Origin of the sequence: Lactococcus sp. FSL K6-0773 (assembly GCF_038006485.1) — a bacterium.
In the GTDB taxonomy this organism is placed as follows: Bacteria; Bacillota; Bacilli; order Lactobacillales; family Streptococcaceae; genus Lactococcus; species Lactococcus lactis.
Genome location: NZ_JBBOVF010000001.1, coordinates 515,174 through 533,049, shown reverse-complemented (window position 1 = coordinate 533,049; position 17,876 = coordinate 515,174). Strand labels below are relative to the sequence as shown.

The 17,876-nt window shown below is 33.4% G+C and carries 18 protein-coding genes, 1 pseudogene, 2 riboswitches and 1 other annotated feature; of the genes and pseudogenes, 1 reads left to right on the top strand and 18 read right to left on the bottom strand.

Features of this window, described 5'->3' with window-relative positions; genetic code table 11:
* Nucleotides 1–6: 6 nt before the first annotated feature.
* The 6 genes from dltX to wecB all read right to left on the bottom strand — a co-directional run bounded on the left by dltX (nucleotide 7) and on the right by wecB (nucleotide 6,371).
* Nucleotides 7–138 (bottom strand): teichoic acid D-Ala incorporation-associated protein DltX, encoded by a 132-nt coding sequence (gene dltX, locus MHB61_RS02640; RefSeq protein ID WP_003130223.1) that lies wholly within the window; start codon nucleotides 136–138, stop codon nucleotides 7–9.
* A 189-nt stretch (nucleotides 139–327) separates the two neighbouring features.
* Nucleotides 328–975: a thiamine phosphate synthase gene (gene thiE, locus MHB61_RS02635; RefSeq protein WP_003130222.1), complete on the bottom strand. Its 648-nt coding sequence runs from the start codon at nucleotides 973–975 to the stop codon at nucleotides 328–330.
* Complete coding sequence (gene thiD, locus MHB61_RS02630; RefSeq protein ID WP_003130221.1) at nucleotides 965–1,768, bottom strand: bifunctional hydroxymethylpyrimidine kinase/phosphomethylpyrimidine kinase; 804 nt, start codon at nucleotides 1,766–1,768, stop codon at nucleotides 965–967. Before thiD ends, thiE begins: the two co-directional genes overlap by 11 nt.
* A gap of 13 nt (nucleotides 1,769–1,781) precedes the next feature.
* A complete protein-coding gene (gene thiM, locus MHB61_RS02625; RefSeq protein ID WP_003130220.1) occupies nucleotides 1,782–2,534 on the bottom strand; it encodes a hydroxyethylthiazole kinase in 753 nt (250 codons plus the stop codon).
* A gap of 80 nt (nucleotides 2,535–2,614) precedes the next feature.
* Nucleotides 2,615–2,717: riboswitch (TPP riboswitch) on the bottom strand.
* Nucleotides 2,718–2,818: 101 nt separating this feature from the next.
* Nucleotides 2,819–5,293 carry a glycosyltransferase gene (locus MHB61_RS02620; protein ID WP_137015872.1) on the bottom strand — a complete coding sequence of 825 codons (2,475 nt, stop codon included), beginning with the start codon at nucleotides 5,291–5,293 and terminating at the stop codon, nucleotides 2,819–2,821.
* The gene (gene wecB, locus MHB61_RS02615; protein ID WP_003130218.1) at nucleotides 5,283–6,371 is read right to left on the bottom strand and encodes a non-hydrolyzing UDP-N-acetylglucosamine 2-epimerase; all 1,089 of its coding nucleotides are present in this window, start codon (nucleotides 6,369–6,371) and stop codon (nucleotides 5,283–5,285) included. Before wecB ends, MHB61_RS02620 begins: the two co-directional genes overlap by 11 nt.
* 537 nt (nucleotides 6,372–6,908) lie before the next feature.
* Here wecB and MHB61_RS02610 point away from each other — a divergent pair.
* A complete protein-coding gene (locus MHB61_RS02610; protein ID WP_003130216.1) occupies nucleotides 6,909–7,586 on the top strand; it encodes a hypothetical protein in 678 nt (225 codons plus the stop codon).
* 111 nt (nucleotides 7,587–7,697) lie between these two features.
* Here the strand turns inward: MHB61_RS02610 and rplL are convergent, their stop codons facing one another.
* The 12 genes and pseudogenes from rplL to cbpB form a co-directional block, all read right to left on the bottom strand.
* Nucleotides 7,698–8,063, bottom strand: a complete 366-nt coding sequence (gene rplL, locus MHB61_RS02605; RefSeq protein WP_003130214.1) for a 50S ribosomal protein L7/L12 — start codon at nucleotides 8,061–8,063, stop codon at nucleotides 7,698–7,700.
* 69 nt (nucleotides 8,064–8,132) lie between these two features.
* Nucleotides 8,133–8,648 (bottom strand): 50S ribosomal protein L10, encoded by a 516-nt coding sequence (rplJ, locus tag MHB61_RS02600; RefSeq protein WP_003130213.1) that lies wholly within the window; start codon nucleotides 8,646–8,648, stop codon nucleotides 8,133–8,135.
* A gap of 25 nt (nucleotides 8,649–8,673) precedes the next feature.
* Nucleotides 8,674–8,799 (bottom strand) — a sequence feature (ribosomal protein L10 leader region).
* A gap of 70 nt (nucleotides 8,800–8,869) precedes the next feature.
* Nucleotides 8,870–9,058, bottom strand: a complete 189-nt coding sequence (locus MHB61_RS02595) for a hypothetical protein (protein ID WP_003130209.1) — start codon at nucleotides 9,056–9,058, stop codon at nucleotides 8,870–8,872.
* Nucleotides 9,059–9,073: 15 nt separating this feature from the next.
* The gene (locus tag MHB61_RS02590) at nucleotides 9,074–9,832 is read right to left on the bottom strand and encodes a helix-turn-helix domain-containing protein (RefSeq protein WP_003130207.1); all 759 of its coding nucleotides are present in this window, start codon (nucleotides 9,830–9,832) and stop codon (nucleotides 9,074–9,076) included.
* Between the two features lie 120 nt (nucleotides 9,833–9,952).
* A pseudogene (locus MHB61_RS02585) lies at nucleotides 9,953–11,779 on the bottom strand (ABC transporter ATP-binding protein).
* Nucleotides 11,763–13,580: an ABC transporter ATP-binding protein gene (locus MHB61_RS02580; protein WP_010905861.1), complete on the bottom strand. Its 1,818-nt coding sequence runs from the start codon at nucleotides 13,578–13,580 to the stop codon at nucleotides 11,763–11,765. The pseudogene MHB61_RS02585 and the gene MHB61_RS02580 overlap by 17 nt, the downstream one beginning before the upstream one ends.
* A gap of 148 nt (nucleotides 13,581–13,728) precedes the next feature.
* The gene (locus MHB61_RS02575; protein ID WP_003130203.1) at nucleotides 13,729–14,349 is read right to left on the bottom strand and encodes an ECF transporter S component; all 621 of its coding nucleotides are present in this window, start codon (nucleotides 14,347–14,349) and stop codon (nucleotides 13,729–13,731) included.
* 114 nt (nucleotides 14,350–14,463) lie between these two features.
* A riboswitch (FMN riboswitch) is annotated at nucleotides 14,464–14,600 on the bottom strand.
* Nucleotides 14,601–14,697: 97 nt separating this feature from the next.
* Nucleotides 14,698–15,417 (bottom strand): pseudouridine synthase, encoded by a 720-nt coding sequence (locus tag MHB61_RS02570; RefSeq protein ID WP_003130202.1) that lies wholly within the window; start codon nucleotides 15,415–15,417, stop codon nucleotides 14,698–14,700.
* Nucleotides 15,404–15,970 (bottom strand): SMC-Scp complex subunit ScpB, encoded by a 567-nt coding sequence (scpB, locus tag MHB61_RS02565; RefSeq protein WP_003130201.1) that lies wholly within the window; start codon nucleotides 15,968–15,970, stop codon nucleotides 15,404–15,406. The genes MHB61_RS02570 and scpB overlap by 14 nt, the downstream gene beginning before the upstream one ends.
* Nucleotides 15,963–16,691 (bottom strand): segregation/condensation protein A, encoded by a 729-nt coding sequence (locus MHB61_RS02560; protein ID WP_003130199.1) that lies wholly within the window; start codon nucleotides 16,689–16,691, stop codon nucleotides 15,963–15,965. Before MHB61_RS02560 ends, scpB begins: the two co-directional genes overlap by 8 nt.
* A 29-nt stretch (nucleotides 16,692–16,720) precedes the next feature.
* Nucleotides 16,721–17,437, bottom strand: coding sequence for a site-specific tyrosine recombinase XerD (xerD, locus tag MHB61_RS02555; protein WP_010905864.1), 717 nt, complete (start codon nucleotides 17,435–17,437; stop codon nucleotides 16,721–16,723).
* A complete protein-coding gene (cbpB, locus tag MHB61_RS02550) occupies nucleotides 17,415–17,876 on the bottom strand; it encodes a cyclic-di-AMP-binding protein CbpB (protein WP_010905865.1) in 462 nt (153 codons plus the stop codon). Before cbpB ends, xerD begins: the two co-directional genes overlap by 23 nt.

Genomic DNA, 17,876 nt, shown 5'->3' with positions numbered 1-17,876 from the left:
TTCTCTCTAAAATTCGTTATAGATAAAGTGTGCTCCGCCAGTATGACTGTAGGAATAAAGATAGAGCAGAATTAAAATAATTATAAAGTAAAATACTGTTTTAGCCAAAAATAGACGAATTTCTTTTTTCTTGTCCATTGGAACTCCTTTTAAATATAAATCAATAAGAGGTTTTTAGAATACTCAGTTAATCTCATATCATTTATGACTCTGATTATAACATTTATTAAAGAAAAAAAACTTACATTTGTGTAAGTTTAATTTATATAATAAAAAGAAAACGGAATCATTTTGTTTTGTTGTATTTTTAAGGGTACAACATCTTTTTCATCTAATATTTTGCTTAATTTTTTGAACCATATTTTTGTAATTTTCGGATTCTGTCAGCAAAGAAATTACCGCAACTCCACCCAGACCAATTTTTGAAAGCTCTGTCAGTGAATTTTCAGTAATTCCACCAATTCCAACAGTTGGTAATTGATTATGCTCAAGCATTTTTCTTAAATGGTCAACCCCAATTGGTTCTGCTGCGTCGGACTTGCTATTTGTTGGATAAATTGGACCAATTCCCAAATAGTCAGCCCCACTCTTTTGAGCGCTTTCTAATTCCATATCATTACTGACAGAAAGTCCTACCCACATTTCTTGGCCAATCAGCTCACGAATTTTACTGACAGAATCATCGTCTTGTCCGACATGAATCCCGTCAGCTGACAATTCACGCGCTAATTCAACATCATCATTCACAATAAAAGAAACAGCCGCTTTCTGAGCTACTTCTTGTAGTCTTTTTGCTACTTCTAATCGTTGATTTTTATTTTTATAAATTGTTCCCTTATCACGAAATTGATAAACCGTTACTCCACTTTTTATGATTACAGAAATTTTATCGATTGCATCATCAATTGAAAGTTTTGGAAAATCTTGTGGGCCAGCAATAAAATATGCCCTCAGGTCTAAAATTTTATTTTTCATTAATTGTCACCCAATGGTTTAACGGTCCGTGACCGTGACCAACATTGATTGTTTGTGAAATAGCTTCAGTAATAAACAATTTAGCTTTTGGCATCACTTCTTTTAAATCTTCTCCTAAAGCTAAATGAGCTGTAATATAAGAAGAAAGTGTATCTCCGGTTCCGTGTGTTCTTTCTGTCAGTAATCTTTTAGAGTCATAAGTACTGACAGAACCATCTGTCATCAATAAATAATCTCTGACCAGTTCTCCATTGCCATGTCCCCCTTTAATCAGCACATTTTTAGTACCTAACTTTTGAATATCATGAAGGGCTTTTAAAACTTCCTTTTCGTCAGTAATTTTATAGCCACACATAACCTCTGCCTCTTCCAAATTGGGAGTGACCAATTCTGCTAAAGGTAACAATTCATTTTTTATCAAATCAATGGCTTCTCTTGTCAAAAGAATTGCCCCGCCTTTAGCCACCATTACCGGATCCACCAGCAAATGCTTCGGTTTATATTTTTTCAAGCCTTGAATTACCGCTTCAACTTGAGCAGTATCAAAAAGTGCCCCCGTTTTAGCTGCCGAAATTTCCAAATCAGAAAATACTGAGTCAAATTGAGCCAAAATAAAAGCTTTATTTGTCGGTAAAATTTCTTGTACTCCATAGGTATTTTGCGCTGTCAACCCTGTCACAATCGTTGCCGAATATACTTTTTGATTATGAAAAGTTTTTAGGTCAGCATTAATACCAGCCCCACCAGAAGAATCAATTCCAGCGATTGTCACAACTTTAGAAACATCAATCATTTCTTTTTCTCCCTTATATAACCTCTTGCGTCGCTTGATAAATTTTATCAAGAAAACGATTCACAAAATTTCCTGGTAGATTTTCTACTTGCTCAGTAGCTTTCACACCAGATTCACCGAAGAATTCTGTCGCTTCATAAGCCGCCTTAAATAAATCATCAGATACAGCCGCAAAAGTTCCAACAATTGCTGACAACATATCCCCACAGCCAACATTAATTTTAAAAAGTGGACTATCAGTTTCAACAAATAGTTCCTCAAACCCATTAGAAATAACATCAACTTTTCCAGTTTGAATAATGACTGCCCCTGTTTTTTGAGCAGCAACTCGCGCGTGCTCAACTTCTAAATTTGACTCAAGTGCATCAATTCCTTTGTTCAAGCTTTCTTTATCAGCAAACCAAGCAATTTCCGCTGAATTCCCACGAATGATATCAAATTTCACCTCTTGCATTAATCTTTTGACAAAATTTGCTCTAAAAGGGACATTGACAGCAACTGGGTCCAAAATTAAAGGTTTGTGCTTTTGATTTGCTAACTGACAAATAGTCAAAAAAAGCGGATAATCCTTTTCTGAAATGGTTCCAATATTAACCACTACAGCATCTGCAATTTCAACTAAAGTTTCACTTTCTGAAATTTCCGCAGTCATTAATGGTGAACCACCAGCAAAACTAATCGCATCCGCAACTCTTTGTGGAGTTACAAAATTCGCTAAATTTAAGATAAGTGGTTGTTTTTCTTGAATCTTTTCTAAAATTGACATCAAAAAACTCCTTTATTAACACAAGGAGGGCTCTAGTATGATAAGAAAGTAAGCTAAAAGATTTTCATAAAGAAAATACAATTAAAACTCGGACACATTCTTACGCAGGTCTTAACCTGTTCAAGTCTGATGGTCTTTCTCAACCGGTAATTTTAGTTTTTACCAGTACCCATTGTGTTATTGATTTATTATTAAAACTACAACTACTTTAACATATTTAAACTAAAAAAACTAATTTCGCAAATATACAAAAGAAAAAACCTAGCCCAAAAGGCAGGTTTTTCTTATTTTTTATGCTCATCAATATGAGGGTCAACACTTTCTTCTTGACGATTAGCTTTTACCCAATCATTTTTAGAGTTGAAATATCGAATGGCTGACTGCGGATAAATTTGAGTTAAAATAAGTAGAAATTTCGTCAGATTAACCGTATCTTTCACTACATCCCACACCCTTGTTTTTTCTTGAGATTTTCCTTTGTTATAAAGAATAGCCCATACAAAATTCACAAAGATAATATAAATTGACATCACGATAAAAAGCACAACAACAATTTTAAGTGATTGAGTAATCCCTGATAGGATAGCAGAATTAACAATCATAATCAGTGTATAAATTACAATGATATATTCAATCCCCATTAACCAAGGTTTCAGTAGGGTCATCAATAATTCAAACTTCTGTTTATTCTGCAATTTTTTTGACCGAATCGTCGGTAAAATATATTTTGAAGATTGAATATTTCCCTGTGCCCATCGCACTCGTTGTTTAACCAAAGCTTCATTATCATTGATAATCCCTGTCTGTTCAATGTAAATATCATCAAATTGAGCATTTTTAACTTCAATATCTGACAGAAAGAGACGAGTTGATAAATCAAAATCTTCAACAAGTGAATCTGTCCAAGGGTCTTCATTCAATGCCTGAAGAGTACTTAATTTACAGAACTGTCCATTTCCACCAAAAGCAACTGTATTGGTCAAAGTCCGAAACATCTGTGTCGCATTGATAATTTCAGAAAATTCCAAGTCTTGTGAAGCATCTTTAATCAAATTGGCAACACGAACCTTGGATTGCAAACCAGTAAGCTTAGCATCATGATTGAAAGCCATATTTACTTTTTCAAAATAATTGTTATCAAGTTTTGTATCGGCATCAATTATCGCAATAAGAACATCCTCCGGAGCAATTCCAGCTTCTTGAATTTGTTCACTAATTTGATAATAAGCCCAATTCAAAGCCGTCCCTTTTCCTTTTTGCGCATTAGGTTTAATACGTCTTAGAACATTCAATCGAGAATCTTGAATTTCAGAAATTTTTTCTAAGCTCCGATCATCACTTGCATCATCAATAACAGTTACCACTAGATTTTCGTAATCATTTTTTAAAATACTTTTTAAAGTTGTTTGAATCACTAATTCTTCATTCAGACATGGGATTAAAACATAGATATGGAACTGCTTTTTTAGTCCTTCATTTTTTAAAGTAAGAGCGTTAATTCTTTGTCTTTTACTATAAGAATACCAAAGAATGAAGACTTCCACAGTATAATAAAGAAAAACAAAAATTGAAAAAAGAAAGAAAATATAATTGATACGGTCAAAAATATCAAAAACCAAATAACTTTGTTTCCAATAATGATATCTTACAATATATAAATAGAGGAAAGGCAAGCTTGAACCAATATATAGCAATATCTTCGTTCTTGGTCTGATAAATTTTTTCAAACCTGTATAGATTGTCAAAAGCATAATCACAACAACTTCAAAAATTTGTAGCGCAAAATAACTATTAAAAATTTTGTTATTAAAATGAATAAAATTAGTTGGTGGATTAAGAAGGAAAAGATAAGCATAAACTCCCAGAGCAACCAGTATTAATACATAAATTGGTTTTAATGACAGTATCTTTTTCTTTGATTTTTCTCCCTTATATCCAATAACTAAAGCAAAAGCAATAATTGGTAGGACGAATTGAGAAAATACAGTCAATCCTTCTATCCAATGTGCCAAAAAGACATTATAATTAAGCTCAATGCTATTAAAGAAACCTTCTTGAGCAAAATTAAAGGTAATATTTACTTGAGTTCCTGAATAAACGATTAATGCAACGATGTAGACAACTAAGAGCACATAAACCGTATATTTGATATTCTTTCCTAATTGTTTGGCATCAATCCCACTAAATTTACAAAAACTCAAATACATGATTGGCATAAATGGTACAATCAGATACCTGATATCCATATTACTGACAATCGAGAAATCAAACCCTTGATGTTCAACCAAGAATTTAATAATGAATTGAATCGTTATAATTGGCAATGTAACGAACCACAAAGAAGCAATCAATGTTGCCAATTTATAAATTAACATCTTCTTTGTTGAAACATAATAAGCTAAAGCACAACAAAGTAAAATGAAGATAGCAATCAAAAATCGGAAGGGAAATAACTGTGGAACAGCATGTTCCCCACCTATGAGGTAAGTCAAGGAAACGATTAAGCGATTGGAACCATACATCAGGAAACCAAAGACACCGAGAATACTCAAATTTCTAACTGAATTCGGAATTTTTTCGCTATCCGTAATGATAAAAAATGAGCTAAGCATCAAAGGAGCCACAAAAAAGAAAATGGTAAAGAATTTTTCTCTAGAAGTAAAATTTGATAAGCGGAAAATAAACTCAAAATTAAAAAGGAAGATAAAAATGAGACAGACAGACTGGAAAGACTTTAAATTAATTTTTTTATTTTTCATTTAGAATATTAACAATCTGCAAGGAAGTTGTTCCGTCACCATAAGGATTCTTACTTCCTGACATCCTTTCATATTTAGTCTTGTCTGTCAGTAAAGTCCTAGTCTCATTAACAATATTTTCTTTTGAAGTCCCCACAAGTTTTAAAGTACCAGCCAGTACACCCTCGGGTCTTTCAGTTGTATCACGTAAAACAAGCACTGGAATCCCTAAGAAAGCCGCTTCTTCTTGAATTCCACCAGAATCAGTTAAAATCAACTCGGCATGACGCATCACATTATGAAAGTTAATTTTATCCAGCGGGTCAATGATTTTAATATTACTATGTTCCAGTAATTTTTGCGCTTTTTCACGAATGATTGGATTCATATGAATTGGATAAATGATTTTATGTGTTTCTCTAAATTCATCAGCAATCTCTGCAATTCCATCAAAAATTTCTTCTAAATCACTCAAATTTTCACGACGGTGAGCCGTCACTAAAATCATTTTCTTATCAGCTTGCCATGATAAAGCTTCATTTGTATAATCATCCTTTAAAGTATACTGAAACATATCAATAGCACTGTTTCCAACTACAAAAATCTGATTTTTCGGCTTACCTTCTTTTAAAAGATTTTCTTTCGTCATTTCTGTTGGTGTAAAATGATAATCAGCCATCAAACCAACAATTTGACGATTCATTTCTTCAGGAAATGGTGAAAATTTATTGTAAGTTCGCAAACTTGCTTCAATATGTGCCAACTTTATCTGATTAAAATAAGCAACCAAACTTCCAGCCAAAGTAGCTGCAGTATCACCATGAACTAAGATGACATCTGGTTGTTCCTTTTTAATAATTGGGTCAAGACCGCTAATTGATCCTGCCACAATTTCTGATAAACCAGAATATTTTTCCATGATTTTTAAATCGTAATCAACTTCCACAGAAAATTCATCTAAAAGTTCATTGAGCATTTCTTTGTGCTGCCCTGTGTTAACCAGAACAATTGGATTGCCTTGCCTTTTCGCCTCTTGGATTACTGGATAAACTTTAATAAATTCTGGCCTAGTCCCAAATATAAAGAGTAACTTTTTCATCTCTACCTCACCATCTATTTTTATAAATATACTTTTTGCTTCATCTAAAATTATTCCTGTTGTAGTTTATTACCTACTTCACTTCTATTCTAATAGATATTGGTTTCAAGAGCAAATATATTGCATGGAATAAGATTAAATTTGGAATTTATTAGCCTATTAATCTATTAATAAAATACATAAATCAATTAATTTTGTAATTATTAGCTGACAATTATTGATTAAATCTGACAAAATAGATTTTCATTAGCACTTTATTCATTTTTCGTAGACAGTCATTGTCAAAAAAAAAAAGAGATAAATTCTCTTTCTTTAAAATATATTCAATTGACATTTTGTGAATTTTGATTTATTTTTAAGTCTGAAAAGACAAGATATTCATTAACCTCTAAACAATTATTGAAATTAACAGTAAGCTCTTCACATTAAAGATACACAAATCATTTTCGTTTATAATTAAAATATTATAAAATAAGATTATAATTATAAATTGTGGTTTTACTTTTTAATTTTTGAATGATGAGAAAGGAGTCTCCTATGAATCCAAACAAGCAATCAACAACTTTTAACTATTATTTTAACATCACTGATAAAATGAAAAACTTTATTAAAAATAGTGGCACTAGTCCATCTGTCAAGTTTGAAAATAGACAAGATTATCAGCCTATTTTTGATAATAAGCGACAAGTCGGATTGGCAATCAGTTCAGACTCTAGTCAAACAGAACATGAAATTGCTGATTTTTCGCTCACTCTGCCTGGTTACCACTTTGAAGGTTGGAAAATTGTTCGCGATAGTCATTATGTGATCCCGCATAATATCTCCCGCGAGCAAGCTGCACTCTACGCTGGTGAAAATTCTGCCTTGCACAAAACAGGAATAAGCCCCGATTTCCTTTGGACTGCAGGTGATTATCTTCAAAATGTTGGTAAAGAATATGATTTATATGCCCAGTGGACTCCTTTAGAATACGAAATTCGCTATTCTTCTCGTACAATAAACAAGGTCGAACTCTCTTGGACCCACCCCTCAGATGTACGAACAGTTGAAAAAAATTTCATTCCCTATCTAAAACCCGAGTTGCGTGGCTATGACTTTGCCGGTTGGACAAGCATTGTCGATTCAACTGAACAAACAATTTTTGAACCATATACGATTATCCCTGCTGGTATTGGGGCAGTTAAACTTATTGCTCTATTTGAAGAAGAATTTTGAAAATTTGAGACTCATAGATAGCAAAAAAAATACTACCAAGAAAAGACTTGGTAGTATTTTTAATAGAAAATCGATAATATTCAATTTTCTTTTTAAACAAGAATAAAATTCTTATTTAAGTGTGATTGAAGCACCAGCTGCTTCAAGTTTTTCTTTAACTTCGTTAGCTTCTGATTCAGAAAGACCTTCTTTGATCATTGTTGGTGCACCATCAACGAGTTCTTTAGCTTCTTTAAGTCCAAGACCAGTGATTCCACGTACTTCTTTGATTACTGCAACTTTTTTGTCGCCAGCTGATGTCAATTCAACGTCGAATGAATCTTTAGCTGCTGCTGCATCACCAGCACCTGCTGCTGCTGCAACTGGAGCTGCTGCTGTTACGTCAAATTTTTCTTCGATTGCTTTTACAAGTTCAGAAAGTTCAAGGATTGTTGCGTTTTCAAGTTCAGCAACGATGTTTTCAATGTTCAATGCCATTTTAATATTCTCCTATTAATTTTTTAGTTTGTTGCGTAAATCCGCCGATATAAGTAATGTTGCTTATAATTAAGCAGCTGATTCTTCTTTTTCTGCAACAGCTTTGACTGCAAGAGCCACGTTGCGGACAGGTGCTTGAAGCACTGAAAGAAGCATAGAAAGAAGTCCATCGCGGCTTGGAAGAGACGCAATAGCTTGGATTTCTTCTTTAGAAGAAACTTTACCTTCGATAACACCAGCTTTGATTTCAAGATTTTCAGCATCTTTTGCAAAGTCAGCCAAAACTTTTGCTGGTGCTACAACATCTTCGTTAGAAAATGCTACTGCTGATGGGCCAGAGAATGCTTCTGACAAACCTTCAAGACCAGCTTTTTCAGCTGCACGACGCAAAACTGAGTTTTTAACGACTTTGAATTCAACGCCTGCTTCACGAAGTTGTTTACGAAGTTGAGTATCTTGATCAACTGACAAACCACGTGAATCTGCAACAACGATAGATGCTGCTTCAGTCATTTTTTGTGCGTAAACATCAACCAATTCTGCTTTCTTAGCAATTGTTGCTTCATTTACTTTGTAATCGCTCATTTTTTTACCTCCATTTTATTTTGGTTGTAGAAATAAAAAATCTCTACACACAAAAGACATAGAGAGTTCAATTATCATTTTGATATTTGTCCTCGGTAGGAAGTTTATGACTTTCGTCCCCTACTGTCTTCGGTCAGTTCTTTTAGAACCGTAAATAAGTATATCAAAGTTTTTCTGAAATTGCAAGACTAAACTTATTCTTTTTTCTTTTTTATTTTAGTTCATGCAATGTTCTTTTGGTTTTTTGAAAGATGAAAAAATTTGACATTAACAATCTTTTTTTCCTTTTTTATTTTCTCTTTGCTATCATTTTCTATCAATTTCTGTGAAAGCCATAAAACTAATTCATAAGCAATTGCAAAAATTGATCCAATTCCCAGTATTGGTAAAATTTCTCTTATCCAATTCATTTTTAAGCCCTCATTTTAATCTATAATCTGTGATTCTTCAATTTCTTCAAAATTATCAACTACTGGTCCAATAATTCGGAAATTATCTTCCTGTCCTAGATAAAAATCCTTGTATTGTGGATCTGGATTGAGTGAATGAATTCTAAATTGTCCATCTTCTTCTTCAAATACTTGTTTGATATACAAACGTTCTTCGCCCAAATCTCCTTCAGCAATGGCGTAAATATCCCCACTCCGACCGAAACCCGTGTGTAAGAATGTTGCAATAGAAAAATTAGGGAATTCAGGTTCCATCGATTCCCCTTTTACTCTAGCTGCACCATCATATCGACCAAGAGTTTCAGATGTGTAAGCTTTGTAATGCCCCCCTGTATTGCTTTGAGATTGACCAAAACCTGCCGATAATTCTTCATCTTCAACAATGGCATAATCTAAAGAAGAACGTCTGTAGGTTTTCAAATTAATAATCTCTGTTTTATTTTGTTCAATGAGAAAATCCGTAAAATTAATAACTGATTCTTGTTGTTCTCCTGTCAGTGAACGATAATTATCGATTAATTGTTTTTCTGCATTATTATCAGTTTCTTTGATTAATTCTTGAATAGGTAAATCATAGATATCTGCGAGTTTTTCTAGTATTTCTAACGTTGGGTTGGTTGATTTTTGTTCCCAAAGTACATAAGCATTTTGCTTCATTCCTAGCTTTTCTGCTAATTGACTCTGTGTCAATTTTGCATTTTTTCTTAATTTTTTTAAGTTCTGACCAAAATTCATAAACTCTCCCTTCCCGATTCTTTATCAATCTTTCTTATATTATATCGTTTATTTTATTTTTTGTCAATATTTTTTATCAGAAAAACTGATAAATGAAAAACCGCTGCTATCAGTGGTTTTTCATAGTTCTTTTTGTAAAGTTTGAATTCGATACATGTCTGCATAATAACCATTAAGCTCTAAAAGTTGGTCATGATTTCCTCGCTCAATAATTTCTCCCTTGTTCAAGACTAAAATTTGGTCAGCATCTTTAATCGTTGATAAACGGTGAGCAATTGCCATTGTCGTTCGATTTTGTCGCATATTTATCAGACCTTCTTGAATAAGCGCTTCAGTTTCAGTATCAATATTGGCTGTTGCTTCATCTAATAAGAGAATTTTCGGATTACGCACAATCGTTCGAGCAAAGTTAATTAATTGACGTTCACCGGCCGAGAAGGCAGCTCCACCTTCAATTACTTTGGTTTCGTAACCATTTTCCAAATCCTTGATGAATTTGTCAGCTTGAACAAATCGAGCCGCTTCTTTGGCTGCTTGGTCAGTAATCTGTGGATTCATCATTTTGATATTGTCAGTAACTGACGCAACAAACATAAAGGAATCTTGCAATACTAAACCAATTTTTTTCCGAAGTTCTTCTTTTGAATAACTTCTAATGTCCTGATCATCAATCAAAACTTGACCTTCTGTGAATTCATAGAAGCGCATGAAAACATTAATAATACTCGATTTTCCTGAACCTGTATGACCTACAAAAGCAAGCGTTTCTCCAGGATTCACAATGAATGAGATATTTTTCAAAACTTGATGTTCTCCGTCATATGAAAAACTGACATTGCGAAATTCAATTTTTCCTTCTTGAATGATTGGAGAATTGCTGACAGATTTTCTGTCAGTAAATTTTTCATCAACATTTTTACTGACAGAAGTTGAAATTCCTTGTTGTGGCGCAAATTCTTTTTCTTCCATGATTGTCTTAATGCGACTAGAGGCCACCAATCCATTTGAAAAGTTTGATAAAGAATCCATCAATCCTGAAATAGGATTAAAGTAAATTTGTACATTACTGATGAAAGCATAAATTAAACCAGCCTCAACCACTGCATGTAGACTTCGATTAGAATACATCAACAAGACAACAACAATTGAGATGGCCATCAAAAAATTAACCAAAGGGCTCAACAAAATCCCATTAATCTGAATCACTCGTTTTCGATAACCATAATATTCATCATTTGTTTTTTCAAATTCATTTCCTAGTCTGCTCTCTTGACGAAATTGTTGAATAATTCTCATCCCAGAAATGTATTCATTTAATTTCGTATTCAATTCTGAACGCTTAGCAAGCATGGCTTGATAAACTTTTGTACTCACTTTTTAATAAATCAATACTGCCAAAATCAATAGGGGAAGAATCAACAACATCACAAGCGCAATTTGGTGGTCAATAATAAACAAAGCAATGAAGGCAATGATAATAGAAAGCAAACTTGTTAATGCATTAAACAAAGTCTGCCAGAAATCAAATAAATCGGTGTCATTTGTGATTCTGGTGATTAACCAACCCGTCGGTTTTTGGTCAAAATATCGCATGCCTAGCTGATGAATTTTTCGATAAACTTTCTTACGAATGTATTGATTAACAAAAATCGAACCATTTTGCAGATAATTCCATTTGAAAAAGAAAGCTATTGAATTGATTATTGCTAAAATCAAATAAAGACCTGCAAAATAGAAAATAATCTGGTCAGTCGCTTTCATAGGTGTCAAATAAGAATCCATAAAAACGGACAAAACAAAAGGCATAAGTGAAGCCAGAGCAGTTGTAATTACACTAAAAACAAAAGCCCAAACGAAATACTTTTTGAAAGGTAATAAGAATTTGAAAATAAATTTAAAAACTTGCCAACTTTCTCTGACAGACATTTTGTCAGTAGATTTCTCCATTTTCTTCTCCTTCCCGATTTACTGACGATCCTGTCAGTAAATTCTCATCTTCATCATTCGCTGTCAAATGACTTTCAATCTGTTGCATTTGCCACATTTGAGCATACCAACCTCCAGATTTAATCAAATCTTCATGCAAACCACGCTCAATCACTTTTCCTTCATCTAGTACGAGAATTTCATTAGCTTCCATTACTGATGACAATCTGTGACTGACAACTAACGTTGAACTTTCATGACGTAAGGCCTTCAAATTTGACAAAATTAACTGTTCAGTCTTGGCATCAACAGCTGACAGCGCATCATCTAAAATCAATAATTTAGGCTGAATAAGTAGCGCCCTCGCAATAGATAACCTTTGCTTTTGTCCACCAGAAAGTGAAACGCCACGCTCGCCAACCAAAGTATCATAACCTTCAGGAAAAGCAATAATATCATCATGAATTCCAGCTGTTTTAGCTGCAATTTCAACTTCTTCTTGACTCGCTGACATCTTAGCAAAGCGAATATTATCTCTGACAGACATCGAAAATAGAAAATGTTCTTGCGGAACATAACCAATCGCTGGCAAATATTCATCTAATTGATAATCCATAATATCATGGTCAACAAAAGTAATATGTCCTTTGTAATGGTCAAACTCTCTCATTAAAAGTTTAATAATCGTTGATTTTCCTGCACCTGTTCGTCCGACCAAACCTAAAACATGACCTTCTTTTAAATTAAATTGAACTTTCTCCAAATTGCGCCCTTCATTCTCATTTGGATAAGTAAAACTTTCAATATCAAAAAGGAGTTGACCTTCTTTTGGCATTTTCAAAGTACCTTCAGAAATTTTTGATTCCGCTTTTTGAGCTAATAATTTTTCTACTCGACTGTATGAAGCTCTTCCACGTTCAATAACATTAAAAAGAACACCAATAGCAAACATCGGCCAGACCAAATTTCCGATATAAGTCATAAAAGCAACTAACTGACCAATCGTTAAAACATGGTGAACAACATAGTAGCCCCCTAAAAGAATGGTTAAAGTATAAGATAAACCAACAATTAAAGTGATTAAAGGATCGTACATTGAGTCAATCCAATTGACCCTGATAAAGGCTTTATCAATATTATCTAACTTAACTTGGAAATCAGCCATATCTTGTTCTTCTTCACCAAAAGATTTGATTGCTTTCATTCCTGTAATCGATTCTTGGACTTTATCATTCATTTCAGAGAAGGTTTCTTGGGCATGTTCAAAACTTACATGAATTTTATCCCCTAAAACTTTAGATACTAGCGCGAGTAAAGGCAAAGGAAGGACAGCAATAATCGTCAAACGCCAGTCGATAAATAAGAGCATAGCAATGATTGTCATCCCGCCCGTCATTAAAGAATCTGCCCAAGTCAAAACACCAAGTCCAGCAACACTCTGTATCGCTTGTAGGTCATTTGTCGCATGAGCCATCAAATCGCCAGTCCGATTTCTCTGATAAAAAAGGGTATCCATTCTTAAAAAATGCCTAAAAAGCCGACTACGGATTATTTTTTCCAGTTTAAAGGCTTCACCCCAAATATTTTTAGACCAAAGAAAACGAAAGCCATATTCAACGAGTGCAGTGATCAATAAAATACCAGAAAAACTCAAAATTAAGGGTAAAGTCAGGTTACGCTTAACAATATGGTCAATAATTTTTCCGATAATTAAAGGCGGAATCAAGTGAGTTAACGAAACAATAAAAAGGGCTAATAGACCAACGCCATAACCTTTTCTCTCTGCCTTAAAAAACCACCATAAATCTTTAAAAATTTTCATACAGTCTATTCCATTTTATTTTATAATATTCTAAATATTAGTATACCATAAAGAAAGCGTTTAAAACAGACTATATGAATTGAGATTCCCACTTATTTACTATTTAAATAAAAAAAGAAACTTCAAATCAATGAAATTTCTTTTTTTATTAAGCATTATAAAATTTTACGACTTTGTTTTTCTTGAACACTGCAACAATCAATCCAAATACCAGAGCAAAGATGATGTACTGCAAAGCATTAAAAGGTAAAACTACTGTTAAAAGATAAGTTGGATTCAAAGTAACTGATAGAGAACCCATATTAAAAAGATGAGTTGCTCCAACAAAAATCTTATCAACATCGAAGCCAGCAGCTAAACGATAGAGAGGGAGTGCGTAGAAAACATTCAATACCATCATCACAAGAACTGATGCGATGGCTGCTAAAACCACACCAACTGTATAGTTTTTGATTGAGAATTTTTTCTTTGTAAAGAACCAAACAATTGCCATGAAGATTCCCAAAGCAATGAAGTTCATCGGCACACCAATCCAAGTTGATGGCCCTTGATTAAATAGGAGATACCATAAGATAGAGCGAATAAAGAGGATTATAAATCCATCACCCAATCCCAAAGTAAAGACTCCAATAAGTACTGGAATGATTGAGAGTTCAACTTTCATAAAATCAATTCCAGGCAATAGCGGAAACTGCAAAATCGGCAATAATAAGATTGTTGATAATGCAGCAAGCATGGCAATTAACACCATCCGACGTGTTTTAGACATAAAAAAACCTCCAAATATGAGAAAATAATTCTTCAAATTTCGAGGAAGTTGATAGACATTTTTGGTTTGGCTAAAAACAGTAATCCAACCGAAGTTGATTACACTACAAAAATTGTTCATCTTCTTCCATCCAGACTTTACTGTCGCTAGCAGATTCTCACTGCTTCAATCGCCGTAGCGAATCGCGGAGTCATAAGGTCAAAGCCCTATTTACCGCCGGTCCCGAATTACACGGTGCCCTGAAGATATTTTTATTATAGCACAAAAATAGTTTGCTTATCAAGAATAAGATTTGCTTAAGAAATAAAAAAACAACTCTTTACCAGAATTGTCTTTTATAATAATCACTTAATTTCCTTGGGCTGCATTAATCAATTGAGAAACTTCTTTTTTACTCAAACGACGAAATTGTCCTGTTGGAAGTCCATCCAATGTAAGAGTTCCATATTGAATACGACTCAATTTTTGTACTGGAAGTCCTGCAGCCGCAAACATTTTTTTAACTTGATGATTTTGTCCTTCATGGATAGTTAAACTAACAATCGAATGATTTTTTGTTTTCTCTTGTTTGATAATCTCATAACGGGCGGGACTAACTTTTTTACCTTCAATAGTCATACCTAAAGTTAAAGGACGCAAGTTTTCTTTGTTCGCTTGGCCTTCTACCTTAGCAACATATACCTTATCAACGCCATGACGTGGGTGAGTCATCATATTCGTAAACTCACCGTCGTTTGTAAGCAAAAGCAAACCGCTTGTGTCCCAGTCCAAACGTCCCACAGGGTAAATCCGTTCTTTAACTTGAGGCATTAAATCCATTACCGTTTGACGTCCTTTGTCATCGCTAACTGAAGAAATATAGCCTCTTGGTTTATTTAGAAGATAATAAACGGGTTCTTCGTTATAAACTGCTACTCCATTAACTTCAACGATATCTCCAGTTGAAACTTGATAACCCAAGTTTGTCATTGGAACATTATTTACCGTTACTTTTCCCGCTAAAATTAGTTCTTCTGCTTTACGTCTGCTTGCCACACCTGCATGGGCCAAATATTTATTGATTCTCATTTTCTTCACTTTCGTTAAATAAGGTTTGTTCTTCTGCGATAAATCTTGACTCATCTATTTCAGGTAATTCATCTAAATGATTAATCCCAATATAGTCTAAGAAAAAATCAGTTGTTGCATAAAGACTTGGACGTCCTGGTGCTTCAACTTGCCCGACCTTTTCAACCAAATCAAAAGCACGAAGTGTTGAGAGAACACCTGAGGAATTCACTCCGCGGAGCTGATCGATTTCGAGTCGAGTTAAAGGTTGCTTATAAGCAATAATTGATAAAACTTCAAGAGCTGATTTTGACAAAGATTGATTAAGAGGAGTTTTGGCATAGTTTTTAAGAATTTCTGCAAACTCTTCTTTTGTAGCCATACGATATTTACCTGCAGTTTCAATAATCGTTAAAGCAGATTCTTCATCAGAATGATATTTTTCTTTTAAGTAATCAATTTGTTGCTGACAAGCTTGTTTAGACATTTCTGTCAATGCTGACAATTCTGCCAAAGTTAAACCAGCTTCGCCAGATACAAAAAGTAAGAGTTCACAACTTGCTGTCTTATTCACTAGTTTCTTTTCTTTCTAAAATAATTTCTCCAAAAAGCTCTCCTTGAGAAAAAGAAATCTGTTGATTTTTGATTAATTCTAAAAGAGCCATAAAAGTGGTGACGAGTTCATCTTTATTAGTAGAGCTAGAAAATAAATCTGAAAATTTACATATTTTTTGTTCTGTAAATCTAGTACTTAACTCTAAAATCTTATCAGCGATTGTAAATTTCTCAGCTGCTATTTTTGTGTTCTCGTCTTGAAAATGTTGTCTTTGCAACTCAAGAATTTTAGTAAAAGCTAGAAATAAATCTAAAGCAGATTTATCCTGCAAAAGTACAGTTTCATCAGTGATAATTTCTGTCTTAGCTTTTGAATAAAAATGACTACGTTCCTGATGAAGTTCATCTAAATCTTGTGACAACATTTTATATTTCCGATATTCATCAATTTGAGCCAATAAATCATACTCAAGTTGTTCTGTATCTTCAATAAAAGTTTCGGTAACTGTCGGTAAAAGTCTTCTTGATTTAATTAACATCAGTTGACTTGCCATTAACATGTACTCTCCAGCTACTTCCAATTCAAGTTCTTTCATGGTTTGAATATAGATAAGATATTGCTCAATAACTGGTACCAATGGAACTTCAAAAATATCCATTTCATACTGACTTACCAAATGCAATAAAAGGTCGAGAGGACCCTCGAAGTTTTTAATTTTTATATTGATTTCTTTAATCATAGTTTACATAATAAAAATAGTGTAAATTCCTATCTATAATATTTTTCAAGCGTTGTAATAGTTGTTAAACCAAGTAGAGTTGCCAGTTCATAAATTGACTTCCCTGCTTTAACCTGATGCAAGATATACTGTTCTCTAATTTCTTTGGAAGAATAGTTCGTAAATTTTTTCAATTCAGTATAAAGAAATTGACGAGATTTTGCGAATAATTCATCAGCATTATTAATGGCTTTAACTCTTATGGCAAATTTTTCTCTAATTGGTAAAACTCGTTTTATTCCGGCTTTTTCAATCGTGAGATATTTAAAGTTCCAATTAAAATTTTCCCATTTCAATTTTTGTATCTCAGCAAAATTTAAACCAAATTCTAAAATTAATAAGGCTAAAAATTGTCCTGGACAGGTCAAAGGACCATAGAACTCAGGAAATTCCTTAATCATTGGATGATAACTTTGAGCAGTCTGTGATTTTTTTTGAACGACTTGTTTAATTTTAAAGTACTGGTCAACTTTTTGTCTTTGATACAGGAAAAGCAAATATTGATTTGCACTCGAAATCTTCCTTCGCTGTGCTGCTGGCGAAAGATTACTAATTTGAATTTTGTAAAGTTCTAAGTTTTCTGTTGTGAGTGACTTATCTTCAAAGAAAGCCTGCAAAGAAACTAAATCATAATGGTAATTTGAACGAGTATTCTCTGAAAAATTTCTGCTTGCTAAATACTCGTCAATCTCGTTTGGTAATTTCATAATATTTTGTAAAGTCGTGAGCAAAGGCACTAAAGGCCTTTAATATTTCTTGCCTAACAACAATCCCCATAAATTCCTGTCTTTTGACTACTGGGAGAAATGGCTCCTTAATTAATTTGTGCATCATCTCTTCCAAGGTTACTGATGGTCCAACTGTTTGAACATCTTTATTAACTATTTCCGAAATTGATGTATTATGTAATTTTTCAAAAAAGAAATTCTGTTCCATTTCAAATTCAACGATTTCTGTTAAACCCAAAACACCAACGTATTCTTTTTTTTCATTTAAAACTGGAACTCGTGAATACTTATACTGACTAAGCATCAGTTTGGCATGAGCAATATTATGCTCAGCATAAAGTACAGCAACATTTGAGGCAGGAATCATAAAGGTTTCACTTTGATTCAAGATAAAATCCTCAATCTTTTTATCAATCAT

Bases quoted from the DNA above. Each gene is read 5' to 3' on its own strand.
- MHB61_RS02595 (WP_003130209.1), bottom strand. From the start codon at position 9,058: ATGAATTGGATAAGAGAAATTTTACCAATACTGGGAATTGGATCAATT.
- rplL (WP_003130214.1), bottom strand. From the start codon at position 8,063: ATGGCATTGAACATTGAAAACATCGTTGCTGAACTTGAAAACGCAACA.
- wecB (WP_003130218.1), bottom strand. From the start codon at position 6,371: ATGAAAAAGTTACTCTTTATATTTGGGACTAGGCCAGAATTTATTAAA.
- rplJ (WP_003130213.1), bottom strand. From the start codon at position 8,648: ATGAGCGATTACAAAGTAAATGAAGCAACAATTGCTAAGAAAGCAGAA.
- thiE (WP_003130222.1), bottom strand. From the start codon at position 975: ATGAAAAATAAAATTTTAGACCTGAGGGCATATTTTATTGCTGGCCCA.
- cbpB (WP_010905865.1), bottom strand. From the start codon at position 17,876: ATGATTGATAAAAAGATTGAGGATTTTATCTTGAATCAAAGTGAAACC.
- thiD (WP_003130221.1), bottom strand. From the start codon at position 1,768: ATGATTGATGTTTCTAAAGTTGTGACAATCGCTGGAATTGATTCTTCT.
- MHB61_RS02560 (WP_003130199.1), bottom strand. From the start codon at position 16,691: ATGATTAAAGAAATCAATATAAAAATTAAAAACTTCGAGGGTCCTCTC.
- MHB61_RS02590 (WP_003130207.1), bottom strand. From the start codon at position 9,832: ATGAATTTTGGTCAGAACTTAAAAAAATTAAGAAAAAATGCAAAATTG.
- dltX (WP_003130223.1), bottom strand. From the start codon at position 138: ATGGACAAGAAAAAAGAAATTCGTCTATTTTTGGCTAAAACAGTATTT.
- MHB61_RS02575 (WP_003130203.1), bottom strand. From the start codon at position 14,349: ATGTCTAAAACACGTCGGATGGTGTTAATTGCCATGCTTGCTGCATTA.
- MHB61_RS02620 (WP_137015872.1), bottom strand. From the start codon at position 5,293: ATGAAAAATAAAAAAATTAATTTAAAGTCTTTCCAGTCTGTCTGTCTC.
- MHB61_RS02570 (WP_003130202.1), bottom strand. From the start codon at position 15,417: ATGAGAATCAATAAATATTTGGCCCATGCAGGTGTGGCAAGCAGACGT.
- MHB61_RS02580 (WP_010905861.1), bottom strand. From the start codon at position 13,580: ATGAAAATTTTTAAAGATTTATGGTGGTTTTTTAAGGCAGAGAGAAAA.
- xerD (WP_010905864.1), bottom strand. From the start codon at position 17,437: ATGAAATTACCAAACGAGATTGACGAGTATTTAGCAAGCAGAAATTTT.
- MHB61_RS02610 (WP_003130216.1), top strand. From the start codon at position 6,909: ATGAATCCAAACAAGCAATCAACAACTTTTAACTATTATTTTAACATC.
- thiM (WP_003130220.1), bottom strand. From the start codon at position 2,534: ATGTCAATTTTAGAAAAGATTCAAGAAAAACAACCACTTATCTTAAAT.